Origin of the sequence: Vibrio sp. 10N.222.55.C7 (assembly GCF_041473335.1) — a bacterium.
Lineage (GTDB): Bacteria > Pseudomonadota > Gammaproteobacteria > Enterobacterales > Vibrionaceae > Vibrio > Vibrio crassostreae_C.
The window spans coordinates 70,303-84,427 of sequence record NZ_JBFRSC010000060.1; the positions used below are offsets into that span (position 1 = coordinate 70,303).

A 14,125-nucleotide genomic window follows, 5' to 3' on the forward strand; every position below is an offset into this window, starting at 1 on the left:
CCCTTACTTCTTATCGTCAGCCATGGTTTGAGAACCTGTCTCTTGCAAACCAGTGTCTTGCCAACTGTAGACATATTCTTTGTTCTCAACGCTATCGAGTTCATCAGAGAACTGCAGCGCGTGGCGAGTATCGATCATCACCGCGACTTCATCAGTGAACTTTTTCTTATACGCTTGCCCTGCCTTAAAGGCTTTTGGGTGAGGCCCATGCGTGAAGCCTGCAGGGTGGAAGGTCACCATGCCCGCTTCAATGTTATCGCGGCTGAAGAAGTCACCAGCGTGATAGAACAGCACTTCATCGTAGTCGTCATTGTTGTGATAGAACGGCACTTTCAACGCACCTGGATCGCTCTCAATCGGGCGTGGCACAAAGGTACACACTACAAAGCCTGCGCCAACAAAGGTCGTATGCGCAGATGGTGGCAAGTGGTAACGATGTGACATCAGCGGTCTGATATCGCGCCAATTCACTTTCACCACAGCCAAATCCCCATGCCAACCAATCGCGTCTAAAGGATTGAACGGATAAGTGATCACACTGACTTTGTCGTGGCGTTTCACCTGAACTTGGGTTTGATCTTCGGAGTACTGAGCGCGGAATTGATCGTTGATCGACGGGATTTCAAGAACCGCTGGATCAAACACCGCGTGATTACCGACCATGCCTTTCTCTGGCAGGGAGTAAGCCGCGTCTGTGTTCTCAATCATCAAGATGAACATCGGCTCACTTGGCTCTAAACGCCAGTTGGTTGAGCGCGGGATCATCACGTAATCCCCTTCACTCACGGCTAGATGACCATAGTCACAATAAAGATCGGCGCTACCTTGGTGAATGAACAGCAGCTCATCACCATCAGAATTACGCACCAAGAAATCCATCTTCTCGTCCATGCGCCACACTCGGATTTTGCAGTCAGCGTTGTGCAAAAGATGAGGCACCGCCCAAGGGGTTATCTGGCTGGCTTTTTCCACCAGCGTAAAATCAAAAGCGCTAGGGCGTAAATCACCTTCCCACTCCGACCAACCTGTTGGGGCATGCTGGTGATGAAAATGAGCGGCAGGGCCGAAGAATCCACTTCGGCCCGCCTCTCGCTCATAAATTGCCTCTTCGGGGAAGTCGGCATGCGCTTGTTTAGAGCACACCCCCTCCCGATGAGGAAACGAGATCCATTTATGCATCGTCTAATACTCCTCGACGAATCTGGTCCTCTTCAATCGATTCAAACAGCGCCTTGAAGTTACCTTCACCAAAGCCTTCATTGCCTTTACGCTGAATGATTTCAAAGAACACAGGCCCGATTACGGTCTGCGTAAAAATTTGCAGCAAAATGCCGTCTTTGGTCGGTGCGCCATCAATCAGAACACGCAGGTCGCGCAGCAGATCGGTGTCTTCACCGTGGCCTTTCACACGATCGTCAACTTTCTCATAATAGGTATCTGGGGTTGGCATAAAGTCCATACCGCGATCACGCAGAGTCTTCACGGTTTTGTAGATATCATCGGTGGCGAGTGCGATGTGTTGGATACCTTCGCCGTTGTATTCACGAATGAACTCTTCAATTTGTGATTTGTCGTCGGAAGACTCATTGATAGGGATACGAATCTTGCCACACGGTGAGGTCATGGCGCGGCTCACAAGGCCTGTCAGCTTACCTTCAATATCGAAGTAGCGAATCTCACGGAAGTTGCCCAGACGCTCATAGAACCCAGACCATACATCCATATTGCCTTGTTTCACGTTGTGCGTGAGATGGTCGATTTCATACAAGCCAACATTAGCTTCGGCCATGCGCTGTTCCGCATCGTCATAGAATCGGAAATCGACGTCATAGATGCTCTGCTTGCCATAACGATCCACAAAATAGAGCAGGCTTTCACCGATACCGTAAATGGCAGGAATGCTTAGCTCCATCGGCCCTATTTCTGTTTTGTACTCTTCACCACCGCCCTTAAACGCTTGTTCCATTGCAGCTGTCGCTTCGTTGACACGAAAAGCCATGCCACACACCGATGGCCCATGCACTTTAGCGAACGCTTCCGCTTGGCTGTGCGGTTGTTCATTAACGATGAAGTTGATGTCACCTTGTCGATACAGCCAAGCCTCTTTTGAGCGATGCTTGGCGACCTCAGCAAAACCAAGTGACACAAACAGTGCTTTAAGTTGCTCAATTCCCTTGTGGTCAACGGCCGTGTATTCAACAAACTCGAATCCATCCGTGCCAAGCGGGTTGTATGTATCCACCATGAACTTTCTCCTTGTACCTATTGGTTTTGTATTACGTGATTTTTGTCCTTAATTAAATTTGGCCCACAAGCGGAAATAATGGAATGGATGGAGGAAAATGGGCAATTTCGATGAAACCCCATCAATTTGTAAAATAATTGTTACACACAAACCATCACAACAGGAAAGTGAGTGCTATCAAGGGATTGAAAGATGGTGGTTTGATTTACAGCAAAGCAAGAGATGTTACTTAACTGTTACAAGTGATTTTTTTGGCTAAAGCAGAAAGAGATAAGTGTATGTTGAACGTAAAAAGAGCATCACAAAACAGGTGATACTCTTTTAAAAAGCTTCATATCCCAGCGGTATTCTTATGGGACGAAGTATCAAACCTAACCCATTACTTTAATGGTTGACGGTCAAATAGAGGTTGTTTCTCTCGTGAGCACGTCATCAATTTAGGCAATCACAGAACGAGACTTTTTCAAGCGAACTGAAAGCACGGACATTAAACTGATAAGCACCAATAGCCCGGTACCGGCACCACTACGTTCAACATCTTCAGCGCTATCATCACTTCTTTCAGCAATGTCTTCACTTGTTGCTCCAGATATCGGGATAAGTTTTACAGCCACCACCCTCTCGTCACCTACTCCATCATTACAATAAGCAAAGTGTGCGGTTGAATCATAAGCCATAGAAGAGGAGCTACTTTCACTCGCAAAACATTGTATTGCCGTCCCTGAGATAACACCCGCGTCATTAATGTCGGTTGCGTCCAATATTCTAAAGTGGTTGTTGGCATCACTGTCGTCACCACCGTTAGTTAGGTCGTCTAACCACCAAGCTTGATCATTATATCTTGCACGTCTATCAGCATCGGTACCAGTGTCGTTATAAGGGAAAATGAAGCCGCGATGCCTTCTTTCATGTCCGTCTACTTCAGCGTGAGTTTCGGCGTCAACATAGCCAACGATTTCATTGTAGCTGTTGATCTCACTTGCTTTTCCCTCTGCACTGTCAAAGAAAATGTCTTCACCTAAACTTGCGAAGAATGTGGCTGTTGGCGTTGTGTCATTCGCATCAGCGACGAACATACGATTATCAGACACACGATCCGACGGATAATCACCATCTCTTTTTGCATAACCAATAACCATCATGTTTTCATTAATGTCTGTTGCGACAGAATTACTGTGAATGTATGAATCACTCACTTCTACCGTCGCATTAGCGATAAATGTAGTCGTCCAAGCATTTTCCGAAACGCTGAAATTTGACGTACTGCTTGGCCTAAACACAGCAGCCTGCATAAGAAAGTTATCTGAATCATCTAGTTCCGTATTGTAACCAACTAAAACAGGATAAGAGCTATATGTCCCTCTAGACGAAATCGTTGCAGCCCTCACACTCGCTTGTGCTGAAGCTTCATCATCGTTGTAAGAGTAATAGGTCGAACTGGTTTCCCAATCGGATACTGCAAAACGGTTTCCATCATCATTGGGACCATTCGCATCGGTTATATTCCAGACAAAAGCTCGATTAGCAAAAGCAAAGTTCTGACACTCTGGATATAAAGCAGGCTCAATATCTTCATCGATACAATTATCTAGATCCTCAGCATCACTGTCGGATGTGTACGGAGAGTCATAATCTTTGTATCCATCACTGTAATAAAAAGTCGCAACGGACGCGCTTCCGACCACATAGCTTTCCCCTCCATAACTGAAAGAGTCAAAAGCCATCGTTCTTCCCATTTGGGAGATTATATTCGCTTCGCCGTCAGCATCGCTGATCGTAATGCTGGTATCGGCTTCAGGTTGGAGAACCGTAAATTCAGTGCCTGTATCGTAGTAACCACGCTGCCTATACAACTGAATATATTGGTTGTTATAACTGTAGTAACCACTGCTGGTGTTACCAAGAACAAAACCATTCTCGTCAACTTTAGTGATCACCTTCTCCTCTGTTCCATCAACAAAGGAATAACTATAACTGCTCACATCAGGTGGGTTGCTGCCAACATCTGGGATCTCGCTTAGCGAAGAAGAATCATAAAAAGCCGTGGAATTGGTCTGATAGCTCAGCCCGTAATACGCATCACGCTCATTTTTCAAGCCTCCAATGCCCGCATCATCATCGCCATACCACAATAAAGAACTCCAAGCTTCACAAGTCGCGTAGCCAAGTTCGCTCGTGCAGTAGCTATAGATATCGTCATAATCCAAATAGTAGAACGTGTTATCGATACCAAAGGGGACCTCCTCTTTAAAGGAAAAACCTGGTTCTGCATTTTGAGCTTCCCCTGCGAATGCGTAGTCGGTGTCACCACAACTGGTACTAAAGCAATCCGTTGTACCAAGCTCTGGTTCAACTGCGACCCCATACACCGATTCAGTTTCTACTGGTGATTCCTCCAAAACCACCCTATAAAGCGCAGCGTTACTATAAGAAGCAACCAACAACGTAGAAGAGACAACGACTGATTTTTTTACCATTGCCTTCATTCTACGGCTCCTAAAAAATAATCCATTTCAATACCAACGATAGCTTTCTGCCTTTATTGCTAAAGGCATTAAATTCATGAGTTCAATAGTGGACTAGGATAAAAATAGAAAATGTGGAAACTATGTAGAAACAATGGAGGTTTAAACAACCTGACTTGATGGGCTGATGAACTGATGCCCTATTAAAGTTAAACGCTAACTTTCATCTCCTAGATTTATCCATTTTCTCTGCTAATTTGATCGCTAACCTATTTGCGTCAAAGAAATACACTTATATTTGGTTACGAATAGGAATTAAATTATGAAAAAAATCACGACAGCATTACTTTTACTGACATCGACATTCGCGCTTCAAGCGTGTGCTGAAAGCCGTGAAGGCCCAAGAGAAATGCCAAGCTTTGAAGAAATGGATGCAAACGGTGATGGCGAATTACAATTAGAAGAGCTCAGAGGTCCACTCGCCGATGACTTTGATAAACTAGACGCAGATGGAAGCGGTGGTCTATCGGAAGAGGAAGTTCCGCCACCACCACCAAGACGTCAATAATGGTTAGAGGGTTATCCTAAAATAGTGATAATTCAATGCGAGCTGATGGGGTATAGCACCCTGTCAGCTCGCTATTCGTTTCTAACAAAAGAGTGCTTATACATGGCCTAAGATGAATAAAGAAATCAATGTCCATATTTCCCACACGATCGAGGGCTAATATTGGTTTATCTCATTTTATTGTCTTAACTCACTCTATCGTCTTAATTCACTTTAATTTCTGGAGAGAACGTGCGCATATCAATTTTCACCAAACTGTTTGTTTCAATACTAATGGTGTGCGTGACCATGCTCTTTGTACTGACCTATTTTATTAACTCCAGTTTTCAAAGAGGGCTCCAAGATTTCACAAATAATAATGAGATTGCCCTAGCTCAAGAACTCGCCAATAACTTAAAGCAATATTACTCACCTTCCGAACAGTGGAGGCGGCTAGAGCGTGAACCACATTTAATCGCCAGTAGCATTGGCGGCCCCTCACGACCACATCCTCGTGACAGACACCCATCGCCACCACCATTAAGAGAGCCGGAAGCGCCAGGCCTTCAACCTATTTGGCAACGACTCAACATTTTAGATCAAGACGGGCGAGCCATAATTGGACCGCCTGAAAACCTACATCACCTTGAAGATGGTCAGCATCAAGCGCTAGTCGAAATAACACTGGATGATCAAGTTATTGGGTATATCTCTATCGTCCAGATGGATAAAATATCAGGGCCTTTAGCAGAAAGCTTTTTCAAACAACAAACGACGCATGTAAGCACTATCGCATCGATTACCGTGTTACTTTCATTCCTTATCTCTTTGTTTCTTGTTAGGCGATTTTTGAAACCATTGCGTGCTTTGTCGAAAGGTGCCAAATCTATCGAAAATGGCGATCTCGATTTCTACATTAAAAAAAGCGGCAATGATGAATTGTCTGATCTCATCGGAATATTCAACGGTGTTGTCGAGACACTAAGAAAACAGAAAACACTTAGAGAACAGTGGTTATCAGATATTTCACATGAACTTAGAACGCCTATCACCGTGCTTAGAAGTGAACTAGAGGCGCTACAAGACGGTATTCGATCACCTGAACCAAAATACATCGACTCGTTACATCAACAAATCATCACGTTGGGTCAACTCGTTGAGGATCTTCACCAACTCTCCCTGTATGACATCGGATTTAACCTCAATGTTAAAAACAACGTTGATATACATAAACTGATTGATTCTGTGATCGTTCAAAACTCGATCCGTTTAGAACAAAGAAACATCACATTAACAAAGCACTATGACCATTCAGCCCCACTGTTTACCTCGTGTGATGAGAGATTACTGACACAACTGTTTGTGAATCTGTTAGAAAATAGCGCGCGATACACTGGCGATAATGGGTATGTATCGATAGATGTTACCGACATTAGTGATAGTATTATTATCAACGTTGAAGACAGTGATCCAGGTGTACCTGATGCATCACTTCCACGTTTATTTGAGAGGCTTTACCGCGTTGATAAATCGCGTAGTCGCTCAAGTGGCGGTTCTGGACTTGGATTATCTATCTGTAAAAATATCGTTGAAGCGCACCAAGGACACATTACTGCCGACCACTCAGAATTGGGTGGACTACGAATCATCATAGCGTTACCAAAGGAAATAAAATCGTGATTTTAGTCGTCGAAGATGAGCCTGCATTAGCAAGTGTACTGTGTGAGTACTTAGAGCACTCTGGCCTTGAAAGTCATCATATTATCGATGGTAACCTTGTCATTGACTGGGTAAAGCAAGCATCGCCTAAACTCATTATTCTCGACCTCATGCTACCCAATAGAGACGGGTTGGATATTTATCGAGAGCTGAGAACGTTCAGTGACATCCCAGTGGTTATGGCGACAGCCAAGGTCGAAGAGATCGATCGACTCGTTGGGCTTGAATTGGGTGCAGATGATTATATATGTAAGCCGTACAGCCCGAGAGAAGTAGTCGTGAGGGTGAAAAATATTTTGCGCCGTTCCAACAAGCCCCAAGCCACGTCAACAACGAACGCCATTGATATTGATGAATTGAGTATGACCGCCGTCCTATGTGGTATTAAGCTAAGTTTAACGCCAGCTGAGTTTCGGCTTTTGCACCTTCTCTATCAAAATGTTGGCCGCATTTATAGTCGCGATCAATTGATTGATAAAATCTACGACGATAGAAGAGTGGTCAGTGATCGCACTATCGATAGCCATATTAAAAACTTACGCAAAAAAATGGTCTCGATAAATGAAAAATGTGACTACATTAAATCCATTTACGGGATAGGTTACAAACTAGAAATAGAATAATACGAATCAAAAAGCCGCTGTAGTCAGCGGCTTGATGAGTTCTAGAACGAACCTAATTCGAATATCAGAATCGCGTTAATCCCAGTTGAGAATCGACCAATTCGGTTGATCGGCCAGTGCTTTCAAACGCGGACATGGGTTCACCAGATAGGCAAAGTCAGCGTGTTCACACAAAGGTAAGTCGTTGATTGAATCCGTATAAAAGTGAATGTCTGAGTAGTTGGTTTCTTGATTGTCTAACCACTCTTTTAAACGCGCTACTTTGCCTTCACGGTAGCTTGGTACACCTGAGATTTGAGAAGTAAAACGACCTTGGTTTTCAATCAAATCAATACCGAGTGCGTTCTCAATACCAATCTTACGGCCGACCGCTTCCACTAAGAAAGTGACGCTGGCAGAGATGATCAACATATCGATATCATCATTCTCTAGCTGCTCAATCAAAGGTTTCGACTGTTTGAACTGCCTAGGTAAAATATGCTGCTCGACACACTCTTCGACCAAGGCGGTGACTTGCTCTGTTGGCATATCCGCCAGTGGCTGCATAGCGAACGTGAGGTAATCTTCCATGTTCAGCTTACCTTCCGAATACTGGCCCATTAAGCGCTTATCTTCTTCAATAAAGTTGGGCGCAGTGGCAATGCCCTTTTCAACCAAGAATTCATTCCAGAGCATCGCGGCATCGGCATTGATCAGCGTTTCGTCCATATCAAATACATACAAAGGTTTGAACATCTTAGGCTCTCACAGGTTGAATTTCGTTAAGGTTAAACAGGAGTTCAAGTTGGCTGCCGTTTGCCAACAGTCGTTCAGAGGAGCGGTTGAGTAGGTCGACCGTTAATTCACACTCATCAACGTCCACTTGGTAGCGAATCACGTTACCCAAGAGCTGGTGGTTACGAATGGTGCCCGTTTTCGGCGCGGAGATATGCTCGCCATATTGTCGGCCTTGCTCTTTCACGTAGATAGATTCCGGTCGAATCGCCACTTTCCATTCCGTTTCAATGTTGAAAAGTTGCTTAGCTTGGTTTGCTTGCACCAAATTATAGTGCCCCATGAACCCCGCCACGAATTCATTGGCAGGTTGAGTGTAGATCTCTTCGGGTGTACCCGCTTGTACGATCTCGCCTTTATTCATCAAGAAGATACGGTCAGACATGATCATCGCTTCTTCTTGATCGTGGGTCACGAAGATCGTGGTCAGGTTCATCTCTTTTTGAATATCTCGGATCTGTTGGCGAAGGTGTTTACGGATCTTCGCATCCAACGCAGAAAGCGGCTCATCCAACAACAAAATACGCGGCTTGACCACCAAAGCTCTTGCCAAGGCCACACGTTGGCGCTGACCGCCCGATAACTGATGCGGGTAGAACTTCTCTTTGCCCGTTAAGTCCACCAGCCCAATCACTTTCGCCACTTCACGCTTAATCTCATCAGCAGCAAGCTTTTTCATTTTCAGGCCAAAGGCAATATTTCCTTCAACCGTCATGTTCGGGAACAGCGCATAAGATTGAAACACCATGCCGATACCACGCTGTTGCGGCACTTGGTGGGTGATCTCTTCGCCGTTCACCCAGATCTCGCCACCATCGACAGGATTCAGGCCAGCCAAGCTGCGCAGCAGAGTCGATTTGCCACAGCCACTTGGGCCAAGCAGAGTAATGAATTCACCCTTCTCGATGGAAAATTGAATGTCTTCAAACACTGTATTGTCACCAAAGCTCTTAGTGAGGTTTTTCGCATTTACATAGCTCATTATTTTGTTCCCTGGCTGAAACGACTTGCCAACCAAGTCAGTAAGAAAATAAACAGGAAGTACGTCATCACAAGGGCTGACGTGAAGTGACCACTGGTTTGACGCATGTTGTATAGGTAGATTTGCAGTGTCTCGTAGCGTGTTCCCACCAAGATGTTGGCGAACACGAACTCGCCTAATAGGAACGAAAACGATAAGAACAGCGACGCCATTAAGCCTTTCTTAAGGTTTGGCAGAATAATCAATAAGAACGCCTTGGTGGTGCTTGCGCCGAGCAGGTGTGCTGCGTCCATCAAGTCATGCAAGTTAATCGCTTCAAAGCTGTTGGCAATCGCGCGATACATGAATGGCAACGCGATGGTGAAGTAGGTGCCAATCAAAATCCACGGCGTGCCTATCAGTGAGATTTCACTGTCTGCATACAATTGAAGTAAACCAACCGATGACACTACTGGCGGTACTGCGAACGGCAATAAAATCAGGATATTCATCACCTTGTCGAGTTTCGGGAAATAGTAAAACACCACGAAAATCGCAGGTAAGACCAACACCACACTCAATGACAGTGCCGCCACACAGATAAACAGTGAACGACCAAAGGCTTGTAAGAAGCGAGGATCGGTCAACAAGTTGATGTACCAATCTAACGTGAAGCCATCCGGCAGGATCGTTGCGCCCCATCGAGAAGAGATCGAGTAGATAAAGGTCGCTAAGATCGGGATCATCATGATGCCGACAATCGAATAGACCACGGTTTTATGAAAGCGAGTATTTACGGTGTTCATTACTTTCTCTTCCCTGCGTAGCTTTTACTGATCAGCCATTGGTTAATCACTGTGATGAAGGCCAGCATCGCCATCAGAATCACGGAAATTGCAGCAGCCAGGTTTGGTTCTAGGAACAGGTCGCCCGATACCAAGCTCGCAATTCGAATCGTAATCACGTTGTAGTTGCCCGAGGTCAACGCATACACACTCGCATAGGCGCCAATCGCGTTGGCAATCAAGATGATGAAGGTGCCGAACAAGGCAGGCGACAACACAGGCAGCGCGATTTTGGTCCAGTACTGCCAAGTTTTCGCGCCAAGCAGTGCCGAAGCGGCTTGCCAGTCGTCACTCAGAGCATCAAACGCTGGATAGAGCAACAACACCGCCAATGGGATCTGGAAGTAGATGTAAATCGCCAGCAAGCCCCACTTGCCGTAAAGGTCGAAATCACCCAGCAATCCATACTGCTTGAGCAATAAGGTAATCGCACCATTGGTGCCCAAGATGATGATGAATGCGAACGACAGAGGCACACCAGAGAAGTTGCTGCTCATATTGGTGAAGGCAATCACCGCATCACGGATTTTAGAATCAACACGGCGCAATGAAGAGACCAACAGAGTCGCGATTGCCAAGCCAACAATGCTCGACCAAATCGACAACCATAAACTGTTGCCAAAAGCCTGCATCATGAAAGCAGAATCGAATATTTCAGAATAGTTTTCGAGAGAGAGTTCGTCGTCATAGAAGAAGCTGTTGATCAGCACCCAAACCATAGGTGCCAGTTGGAACAGATAGAAAAACAATGCGAAAGGCGCAAGCCACAAAGCGGGCTTGAAGCGTTGAAACAAAGATTTGGTTTTGGGTTTAAGCGCAGAGCCATCGCTCTGCGTGATTACAGAACTGCTCATAGGGCCAACAATTCCTGAGTGTAAGATTTATCGTGATCTAAGTTGAGTAGCTGACACACGCTGCCGCAGATGTCGGTCTGTTTCACTGCACAAGCTTGGTGTGTAAACTTATCGCCAATCACAAAGAAAGGCACTTCACGCTCTTCAGGCAGAATGCCACCATGAGACAGGTCATTGTTCATGCCATGGTCACTGGTGATGATCACTTGATAACCATCATCTACCCATTTCTCAAGGTAGTTCGATAGGTAGATATCCGCGCCACGAGCACTATTACGGTACTGGCGAGAATCCAGCCCGTGCTTATGTCCCATGTCGTCAATGTTCATTGGGTGAATCAATAAGAAATCAGGCTGATGAGTGACGCGCAGGTGCTCAGCATCCAAGAACAAGGCTTCATCTGGGTAGTGGTCCCAGTGGTAGAAACAGCCATGTTGGATGTTCATGGTTTCATCGTTGGTGAAACGGTCACGTACTGCATCAAATGGCGCTCGGTTATATAACTCGCTCACCCAATGATATGCCGCTGCAGCCGTCACTTTGTTCTGCGACTTCGCCAAGCTAAATACCGACTCGTGATTCGATAAACGCACGATTTGATTGTTGACGATGCCACTCTCAACAGGGCGAACACCGGTCAGGATGCACTCATACAGTGGACGTGACATAGATGGCAGCTCACACAGCACAGGGTAAAGCGTGGCGCGCAGCTTGTTTTTTTGCGTGCTCTGCGAAGTGCTCTGTTTATTACGCAAATCGCCTTGGTTATTGTACGAATCGCCCTGTTTTGTCTGCAAATCGCCCTGTTTCTCATACATATCACTTTGCTCTAGAAGACCGTTCAGGTAGCCCATGCAATCACGGGCTACCTGATAGTTCAGTCCATCTAGAACAACAAGGATAACCTTATTGCTCATGGTCTATTCTCTATTGCTTGTTTCTATAAGCCACCTATTGAAGGTGGTGTGTTAAGCGGGGTTATTGCTGGTGAATCAATACGCTTTCTTGCCATTGACGTGGCAGGCGACGTGCTGATTTTTCCCATGCTGAGAAGTCAGTCACTGGGTGAACATTGCTGTATTCATCGTTTGAGATCAGCTTGTCTTGTACTGATTGAGGTAGCGTAACGCTGCTACGGATTGGGCGCGCGTAACCTTCTGCTAAGTTGATTTGGCCTTGGTCACTGAAGATGTATTCACGAGCCAACTTCGCCGCATTCGGGTTTTTCGCGTATTTGTTGATGATGGTGGTGTAACCAGAGATCACTGAGCCATCTTGCGGGATGCTTACGGTAAAGCGCTCACGGTCAATCTTGTCGCGGTAGTTCAGTGCGTTGAAGTCCCACATGATTGCTACTTCCACTTCGCCTTTTTCAAGGTTCGCAATGCTTGGATCTGTGTAAGATAGACGGCCTTGCTTCGCTAGTTCACCAAAGAATTTAATCGCTGGTTTCAGGTTCGACTCGTCACCGCCATTAGCAAATGCTGCCGCTAAAATCGCGTTGTTTGCTTGCGCGGCTACGCCGACATCGCCCACTGTGACTTTGTAGTCGCCTTCTAGTAGGTCACTCCAAGTTTTCGGCGCATCTTCAACAAGGTTGTTGTTTGAAATGAACGAGATAGTACCTGTGTAAGCCAGAGCCCAGTGACCATCTTTGTCTTTTGCCCAGTCTGGAATGTCATTCCAAGTGGTTGGTTTGTATGGCTGAGTGACGTTTTTCTTTACGGCCACACGTGCGAATGCGAAACCCACATCACCAATATCAGCGGTTGCGTTTTTCTTCTCTGCTTCAAATTTCGAGATCTCTTGCGCCGAGCTCATATCGGTATCCTGATGCTTCAAACCGTAGTTTGCTTTCAGGTCAGTCCATGTGCCTTTCCAGTTTGCCCAACTGTCTGGCATACCCACACTGTAAACTGCACCCTCTTTTTGAGCGGCTTCAATCAGTGACTCAAGATCAGCATCCTTCGCCATCGCTGGCATTGAAAGTGTTGCCGTAAGTCCTGTTACACCAATCAATTTAGCGGTTGTGCCTATCAATTTTGCAGGTGAACCAATTAATTTAGCTGGCGATACAGTTGAACGGCTAAGCAAAGTTTTCATTGTCTCTATCCTTCTGGACTAGGTCAGTAAGTTCGTTTTGTATGCTATAGCCAGAGTGTGACGCTTTCGCGCAACTTATTTGACAGTTAGGGTGCATTTTCGTGGCAGTTATATTTCACTCATATGACAGTAAGCCTTTGTTTACTGTCACATTCCTGTTAACTCCATGGTTTACCTTATTGAGCATACGCACTTATGGACTAGATCAGTAATGAGAACATTGGCTACAGCGCAATCAGGGACACAGCTAGGCAGAATTAAGGCGAGCATTAGAGAGCAGCTTCAATCAGGCATCTTCACCGAAGGGCAAAAACTGCCATCCGAAAGAGAGCTCAGCGAGCTGTTTTCAACCACACGAATTACGCTCAAAGATGCGTTGGTCTCATTAGAAACCGAAGGTTTGATATACCGAGAAGAGCGCCGAGGCTGGTATGTGTCACCCGAACGTGTTCGCTATAACCCATTATCACGTTCTCACTTTCATCAAATGATTCGTGAACAACACCGCATAGCAGAAACCAGACTGCTCAGCACCCGTACAGAGATGGCGACAGGCGATTACGCCAAAGCATTAGAGATAGAGCAGATAACGCCAATACACGTGATTGAGCGATTACGCTTTATTGATGGCAGAGCGGTGCTGTTTGTTGAAAACGTCTTAAAAGCGCCGTTGTTTGAGAAGGTGTTGTCAGAAAACCTCACCATGTCGCTGACAGGCATCTACCGAGAAAAATACGGCTACGAGACCAAACGATCGCGCTTTGATGTGATACCCACCTCTGCCCCTGCGCATGTCGCCAAGGCATTAAATTTGGCTGAGGGTCAACCGGTGCTGAAGATCTGCCGTGTGAACTACAAGCAAGATGGCGAGTTGATGGACTGCGAACTGGAATACTGGCGACCAGACTCAGTAGTGATCCACATTGATAGCATTGGTTAGCGTCACGTAACCATTTGCTTAGGCCTAGGTTTAAGCTTTGGCTTAGGAA

Annotated in this window: 13 protein-coding genes; 4 read left to right on the forward strand and 9 right to left on the reverse strand. The window is 45.8% G+C overall.

Annotation, left to right across the window (positions count from 1 at the left end; translation table 11 throughout):
• Nucleotides 1–3 precede the first annotated feature (3 nt).
• The 3 genes from AB4482_RS20330 to AB4482_RS20340 all read right to left on the reverse strand — a co-directional run bounded on the left by AB4482_RS20330 (nt 4) and on the right by AB4482_RS20340 (nt 4,731).
• On the reverse strand, nt 4–1,179 hold the full coding sequence (locus AB4482_RS20330) for a homogentisate 1,2-dioxygenase (protein ID WP_372181531.1): 1,176 nt from the start codon (nt 1,177–1,179) through the stop codon (nt 4–6).
• Nucleotides 1,172–2,245: a 4-hydroxyphenylpyruvate dioxygenase gene (hppD, locus tag AB4482_RS20335; protein WP_017091952.1), complete on the reverse strand. Its 1,074-nt coding sequence runs from the start codon at nt 2,243–2,245 to the stop codon at nt 1,172–1,174. Before hppD ends, AB4482_RS20330 begins: the two co-directional genes overlap by 8 nt.
• A 437-nt stretch (nt 2,246–2,682) precedes the next feature.
• Nucleotides 2,683–4,731: a DUF3466 family protein gene (locus AB4482_RS20340; RefSeq protein WP_065584491.1), complete on the reverse strand. Its 2,049-nt coding sequence runs from the start codon at nt 4,729–4,731 to the stop codon at nt 2,683–2,685.
• A gap of 301 nt (nt 4,732–5,032) precedes the next feature.
• Between AB4482_RS20340 and AB4482_RS20345 the strand changes: the two genes are divergently transcribed.
• The 3 genes from AB4482_RS20345 (at nt 5,033) to AB4482_RS20355 (ending at nt 7,599) form a co-directional block, all read left to right on the forward strand.
• The gene (locus AB4482_RS20345) at nt 5,033–5,278 is read left to right on the forward strand and encodes a hypothetical protein (protein ID WP_010432281.1); all 246 of its coding nucleotides are present in this window, start codon (nt 5,033–5,035) and stop codon (nt 5,276–5,278) included.
• 288 nt (nt 5,279–5,566) lie between these two features.
• A complete protein-coding gene (locus AB4482_RS20350) occupies nt 5,567–6,937 on the forward strand; it encodes an ATP-binding protein (protein WP_372181548.1) in 1,371 nt (456 codons plus the stop codon).
• Nucleotides 6,934–7,599: a response regulator gene (locus AB4482_RS20355; RefSeq protein ID WP_017094156.1), complete on the forward strand. Its 666-nt coding sequence runs from the start codon at nt 6,934–6,936 to the stop codon at nt 7,597–7,599. The genes AB4482_RS20350 and AB4482_RS20355 overlap by 4 nt, the downstream gene beginning before the upstream one ends.
• A 75-nt stretch (nt 7,600–7,674) precedes the next feature.
• Here AB4482_RS20355 and AB4482_RS20360 read toward each other — a convergent pair whose 3' ends face one another.
• The 6 genes from AB4482_RS20360 to AB4482_RS20385 all read right to left on the reverse strand — a co-directional run bounded on the left by AB4482_RS20360 (nt 7,675) and on the right by AB4482_RS20385 (nt 13,136).
• Nucleotides 7,675–8,334 carry an HAD family hydrolase gene (locus AB4482_RS20360; RefSeq protein WP_372112024.1) on the reverse strand — a complete coding sequence of 220 codons (660 nt, stop codon included), beginning with the start codon at nt 8,332–8,334 and terminating at the stop codon, nt 7,675–7,677.
• Nucleotide 8,335: 1 nt separating this feature from the next.
• Nucleotides 8,336–9,355 carry an ABC transporter ATP-binding protein gene (locus AB4482_RS20365; RefSeq protein WP_108195142.1) on the reverse strand — a complete coding sequence of 340 codons (1,020 nt, stop codon included), beginning with the start codon at nt 9,353–9,355 and terminating at the stop codon, nt 8,336–8,338.
• The gene (locus tag AB4482_RS20370; RefSeq protein WP_004732591.1) at nt 9,355–10,140 is read right to left on the reverse strand and encodes an ABC transporter permease; all 786 of its coding nucleotides are present in this window, start codon (nt 10,138–10,140) and stop codon (nt 9,355–9,357) included. Before AB4482_RS20370 ends, AB4482_RS20365 begins: the two co-directional genes overlap by 1 nt.
• Nucleotides 10,140–11,033, reverse strand: a complete 894-nt coding sequence (locus tag AB4482_RS20375; protein WP_004732590.1) for an ABC transporter permease subunit — start codon at nt 11,031–11,033, stop codon at nt 10,140–10,142. The genes AB4482_RS20370 and AB4482_RS20375 overlap by 1 nt, the downstream gene beginning before the upstream one ends.
• Nucleotides 11,030–11,950 carry an alkaline phosphatase family protein gene (locus AB4482_RS20380; RefSeq protein ID WP_372181534.1) on the reverse strand — a complete coding sequence of 307 codons (921 nt, stop codon included), beginning with the start codon at nt 11,948–11,950 and terminating at the stop codon, nt 11,030–11,032. Before AB4482_RS20380 ends, AB4482_RS20375 begins: the two co-directional genes overlap by 4 nt.
• 61 nt (nt 11,951–12,011) lie before the next feature.
• Nucleotides 12,012–13,136: an ABC transporter substrate-binding protein gene (locus AB4482_RS20385; RefSeq protein WP_137001616.1), complete on the reverse strand. Its 1,125-nt coding sequence runs from the start codon at nt 13,134–13,136 to the stop codon at nt 12,012–12,014.
• Nucleotides 13,137–13,347: 211 nt separating this feature from the next.
• On the opposite strand from AB4482_RS20385, the gene AB4482_RS20390 reads away from it, so the two are divergent.
• The gene (locus AB4482_RS20390) at nt 13,348–14,076 is read left to right on the forward strand and encodes a UTRA domain-containing protein (protein WP_137001615.1); all 729 of its coding nucleotides are present in this window, start codon (nt 13,348–13,350) and stop codon (nt 14,074–14,076) included.
• Nucleotides 14,077–14,125 lie beyond the last annotated feature (49 nt).

Coding starts and splice junctions, on each gene's coding strand:
- AB4482_RS20330 (WP_372181531.1), bottom strand. CDS start 1,179: ATGCATAAATGGATCTCGTTTCCTCATCGGGAGGGGGTGTGCTCTAAA.
- hppD (WP_017091952.1), bottom strand. CDS start 2,245: ATGGTGGATACATACAACCCGCTTGGCACGGATGGATTCGAGTTTGTT.
- AB4482_RS20340 (WP_065584491.1), bottom strand. CDS start 4,731: ATGAAGGCAATGGTAAAAAAATCAGTCGTTGTCTCTTCTACGTTGTTG.
- AB4482_RS20345 (WP_010432281.1), top strand. CDS start 5,033: ATGAAAAAAATCACGACAGCATTACTTTTACTGACATCGACATTCGCG.
- AB4482_RS20350 (WP_372181548.1), top strand. CDS start 5,567: ATGCTCTTTGTACTGACCTATTTTATTAACTCCAGTTTTCAAAGAGGG.
- AB4482_RS20360 (WP_372112024.1), bottom strand. CDS start 8,334: ATGTTCAAACCTTTGTATGTATTTGATATGGACGAAACGCTGATCAAT.
- AB4482_RS20365 (WP_108195142.1), bottom strand. CDS start 9,355: ATGAGCTATGTAAATGCGAAAAACCTCACTAAGAGCTTTGGTGACAAT.
- AB4482_RS20370 (WP_004732591.1), bottom strand. CDS start 10,140: ATGAACACCGTAAATACTCGCTTTCATAAAACCGTGGTCTATTCGATT.
- AB4482_RS20375 (WP_004732590.1), bottom strand. CDS start 11,033: ATGAGCAGTTCTGTAATCACGCAGAGCGATGGCTCTGCGCTTAAACCC.
- AB4482_RS20380 (WP_372181534.1), bottom strand. CDS start 11,950: ATGAGCAATAAGGTTATCCTTGTTGTTCTAGATGGACTGAACTATCAG.
- AB4482_RS20385 (WP_137001616.1), bottom strand. CDS start 13,136: ATGAAAACTTTGCTTAGCCGTTCAACTGTATCGCCAGCTAAATTAATT.
- AB4482_RS20390 (WP_137001615.1), top strand. CDS start 13,348: ATGAGAACATTGGCTACAGCGCAATCAGGGACACAGCTAGGCAGAATT.